Here is a 4,642-nt window from a genome sequence, read left to right as displayed (position 1 = left end):
ACGACGTGGGGATGGGCAAGACCATCAGCGCTGGGCTGATCATCAGCGAGCTGATGGTGCGCAAGAAGGTGAAGCGCGTGCTGATCCTCGCGCCGAGGATCTTGCTGCCGCAGTGGTGCGATGAGCTCGAAGGCAAGTTCGGTGTCGACGCCGTCTACGCGACTGGCGCCCAGCTATCGCGGTTCGCCCGGTCTCGTACCTCCGTCGTTGTCACGACCTACGCGTCCGCTCTCAACCGCATGGAAGAGCTGACGAACTCAGGCTTCGACATGCTGGTGATGGATGAGGCACATAAGGTTCGCAACCTCTATGGGACAGCGAGACCGCCAAGGATAGCCGTCGCTCTCAAGGAGGCTCTGGCAAGCTCGGCGTTCCGATACACTCTCCTGCTTACGGCGACGCCTATCCACAACCGCCTGTGGGACATCTACTCCCTCATCGACCTACTCGCCGACGGTAGGAACCACCGGAACCCGTTGGGGGACCCTGGGGAGTTCGCAGCGCGTTACCTGGCCGACGGCAGGAACGTAGCCCGCCGCATCAACGCAGGCAGGATCCCCGAGTTCCGCCGCATCGTAGGCGAGTACATGGTGCGGACCACCAGGCTCGAGTCCGGCCTGAGCTTCCCAGAACGTCTGGTCAGCCCCGCGAGGTGCGAACCCGGTGACATCGAGCGCAGGCTTGAGGCTCTTGTCCGCGAACACCTTTCCAACCTACGTCGCCTCCAGCAGATAAGCCTTGCCGAAGCGCTGATGAGCAGTCCGGCCGCGTTCGCCGAGCAGATCAAGACGTTAGGGGAGGCAGGCCGGGTATCGCCGGCGGTGGTCGCCGAGGTGCGCCGGCTCGCCCAGTCTTCCCCCCTCGGTTGTAAGGAGCCCCACTTGTTGGCGATGGCGCGGCGGCTGATGTCCGAGCGTCCGCGGGACTGGCGCATGGTCGTGTTCACGCGCCGCATAGCTACACAGAAGGCCATCGGCGAGGCCCTAGCAGCGATCGGTGCGAGCGTTGGTTACATCGGCGGGGGACACGGGCGGACCCAGGATCACGACGTTCGGCGCTACCAAGCCGATCCTCCGGAAGTGAACGTCATCGTGAGCACCGACTCTGGCGCGGAAGGGGTGAACCTGCAGGCAGGTAACGTCGTGGTCAACTACGACCTGCCGTGGAACCCCATGACGGTCGAGCAACGCATCGGGCGCGTTCAGCGCCTGGCCTCGAAGTATGCCACCGTCGCCGTGACGAACCTCGTGGTCAAGGGCTCGGTCGAAGAGCTGGTCGTCGCTCGGCTCATGGAGAAGCTCCAGCTCATCTCCGCGGCCATAGGAGACATCGAGGGCATCCTCGAAGCAGCTGGCAAGGAAGACGACCTCGAGGAAGAGATCCAGGACCTGGTGCTCAGGGCACTTGCTGGCCAGGACGTTGCGGAGAGCGCTCGAAGGATCGAGGAAAGCATCGAGCGCGCCAAGCAGCTCTACGAAGAGAGCAAGACGCTCGTCTCAGAGACTCTCGGGACCCTGAACGCTTTACACGACGCGGGACCAGCCGCTCCGGAGCTCGAGGACGTGGTTCCACGGCTCTCCGTGCGCGACCTCGTCGTGACCTACTACAGCGATAGAGGGCGGGTCCAGGAGCAGAGCGACGGCCGCTTGCTGATCCAAGAGGTCGGTCGAGGTACCCACTTCGCCACCTTCGACGAGAACGACCCGAACCTCAGGGCGGGTCCCGGAGTCTTTGGTGGCCGAGCGACGATTCTCTACGCGGAGGGGGAGCCAGCGTTCGAGCGCATCGTCGGCAGCCTAAGCCGCAAGCGGCTGCACTCAGTCGAATTGCAGCCTCTCGACGAGGAGGGCGTCGTTCGTACCGCCCGCGAGTGGGTGGCAAGGTTGGATGCCTCGATAGAGCCCGGGGCCGTCCGTGTGATAGGTCAGAGTAGACGTTTCGAAGGCACAATCACTGCCCTCGTAAGCAGCTCTGTCGCCGTGGACCGCCTTGAGCGCCTGATAGAGGTCACGAGCGGGCCTGGTGGTTGGGTCGATGCAGACGCTTCCTCCTGGTCGGCGGGCGCGTCGCGTTCGCGATCGGATGGTCGACTGGACCGGTCCCACTGGCCAGCGCCAGCTCGTGACGCGCTCCTGGCGGCGATCGAGAGTGACCGGTCGCTCATGTCGTTCCGGGAGTTCTACCTGGCACGGAAGAAGGAAGAGCTGGAGAAGGCCGGTGACTCGGCGGCGTTGAGGGAACAGATCGAGAGGCGCTTCGACCCGTCAGTCTCGGCTGAACTGGTCGCGGCCCGCGGCGAGATGTCGTCCATAGCCAGCGTCGAGGTGACCTATCGGTACCTGGATGGCCCTGAGTCGAGGCTGCTCCTCGACATCGACGGCGCTTCCCAAAAGGTCCTTCGCTCCCCGCCGCTGGAGCGGTGCTACCTGAGCGGAGGATCGTTCCCGCAACATGACCTCGCGCCGTGTGCCGTTTCAGGGGAGCGGGCGCTCCCGCACCTGATGGCCGTGTCCTCGGTCTCGGGGGCCCTGATGCTGCCGGAGTTCGCCCAGGTCTGCGAGATCTCCGGTGACGTGATGCTTCCCAGGGAGGCGGTCAAGAGCGCCTTCTCGTCGCGGGTGATCTCGCCTCGTCATGCGGTCACCTGTGAGGTATCCGGATTGACTGCAGCCGAAGACGAGGTCGGGATTTGTGAGTTCACTGGAGCGCGGGTTCACAAGGACTACCTGAAGGTGAGCGCAGCATCGGGCAAGACGTTCCGTAGCGATCAAGAGCGGGTCTCAGATCTGTCAGGCACGATGGGGCACGCTTCTGAGTTCGTGCGCTGCGAGTTCTCGGGCACGGTCGTGCTGGCGACGGAAGCGGAACGTAGTGCGGTAAGCGGCAAATGGGTGCGGAGCGACTGGCTGGTCGCTTCAGAGAAGAACCCTTCCCGTCGTGCTGCGCGAAGCGAGACCGTTCGCTGCGCTGTCAGCAACGCCCTCCTGCTGGAGGACGAGGTCGGGCGCTCGGTGGTCAGCGGCTTGGTCGTCGACCGCGAACTACTGGTCCCCTCTGCCCTCAGCGGAGAGCTGGCGTTGGCTACCGAGCTGTTCACCTGTGAGGAGAGCGGAACCCACGTACTGCCTGACGAGACGGCGAGCTGCTCCGCCACCGGAAAGCGCGTGCGGCGGGACCTATTGGAGGAGTCCGGCATCTCGCACAAGCTCTATCTGAGACGCTTGCTGCGAAAGTGTCCAGAGACCGGTGTTCTGGGCCTCGAGGCCGAGTTCGAAAAGTGTGAGGAGACGGGGCTGGCGGTGGCTCCTGAGGCCTTGGCCCAGTGCACAGCGACCGGTAAGAGGGTGGTGAGACGACTCCTCGTCGAGTGCGCCGAGTGCTCGAAGCCGCTTCTGCGTTCGATGGCTACCGTGACCTCTCGGGGCGAGTTTGCCCACGCGCAACATGTCGCGACAAGCGACTTCACGGGCGACCTGTTGCTCAGTTCGGCCCTGGGAAGGTGCTCAGCTTCGAACCTGCTCATCGAACAGGAAGACCTGGTCGGGGAGTTCGCAGGTCCACTCGTTGCCGTGGCGGAGGCCTTCGGCGGCCCAGAATCCACAGACGCCTTCATATTGGCGGCGGCTACTGGGGTGCTCACGGCCATCGGAGTCCGTCCGAAGAGGGTCTGGACCCGACCGACGAAGCGCAATAGCCTCGTGGCCGTCCTCGCCGAGATACCACGCCGCCTGCTGACCCCTCCGCGGCGGTACGCGTTCTTCGTCGACGCCAGTTCTGGGCAGTTGGTCGGGGAGATCTCCCGCCTAGAACTCACGCCACGTGGGATCCGCTTCAGTGCTGCCCGCTAGCCCCTCACCCTCGGATCTAAGACATCCCTCTAGACAAATCTCGGCTGTTTGATTCCAAGCACTGCTACGCAGACAGGCAACTCGGGATATCTCGACAACCAAGGCGCGGCCTGCGTGTACCACGTGAGGATCTGCCACGTCGATCCGAGAGATTGCGTAGTCTGCTACACCCCCGCTCCGCGGACGACAGCCCGGTCTTGGCGAGGGTCACCGTCACGATAGCCAGCGATGTCTGCAGTTGCAGTGGACCGACCACAGTCGGGACCGCGTGCCGCAGCTTCACGAGAGTGCGCCGGTTGCCCAGCTTCCGTGCCACCCGCCAGAACTCCTGATCGAGCAGCTGCGTCGCCTGAGCTCGTGCCAGCCTGCTGAAGACCGGTGCGCTGTAGATCTCGACAGTCAGCATCCGCCCTCGCCAAGATGCGGCCCGGCGCCTCGGCCAGGGATAGCGTCGGGCCGATTGCGAGGCACGCAGGCATCGCGTCGGTCAAGCGCCCGAACTCGAGCTGGTTGACGCTGCCGGGCAGACAACCCAGCGGTACCTAGATGGCCACACCGATGGCGATCGCGTTGGCCTCTGCGATATGTCCGGCGCGGATCGAGGCCCTGGCGCCGAAGATCTGCCGCTGGACTTGTTTCCCGGGGTAACGGAAGAACCCCGTCAGAGACGGGGTCCCGTATGGTGGGTCGTATAGGACTCGAACCTATAACCCGCTGATTAAGAGTCAGCTGCTCTACCGATTGAGCTAACGACCCGAGCGCTCAGTTGGGCCGCACGGGATGCCCCGACGACG

1 protein-coding gene and 1 tRNA gene are annotated in these 4,642 nt (G+C 64.2%); one reads left to right on the top strand and one right to left on the bottom strand.

Annotation, left to right across the window (positions count from 1 at the left end):
• Window positions 1-11: 11 nt before the first annotated feature.
• Window positions 12-3,848, top strand: a complete 3,837-nt coding sequence (locus tag VF168_12865; protein ID HEX7005069.1) for an SNF2-related protein — start codon at window positions 12-14, stop codon at window positions 3,846-3,848.
• Between the two features lie 680 nt (window positions 3,849-4,528).
• On the opposite strand, the gene VF168_12860 is transcribed toward VF168_12865, so the two are convergent.
• Window positions 4,529-4,604: transfer RNA gene (locus tag VF168_12860), tRNA-Lys, on the bottom strand.
• Window positions 4,605-4,642 lie beyond the last annotated feature (38 nt).

The sequence above is a fragment of the Trueperaceae bacterium genome, from assembly GCA_036381595.1.
Classification (GTDB): domain Bacteria; phylum Deinococcota; class Deinococci; order Deinococcales; family Trueperaceae; genus DASVCN01.
Note: the sequence above shows the minus strand (reverse complement) of the source record. Positions and strands in the feature narration are given on the sequence as shown.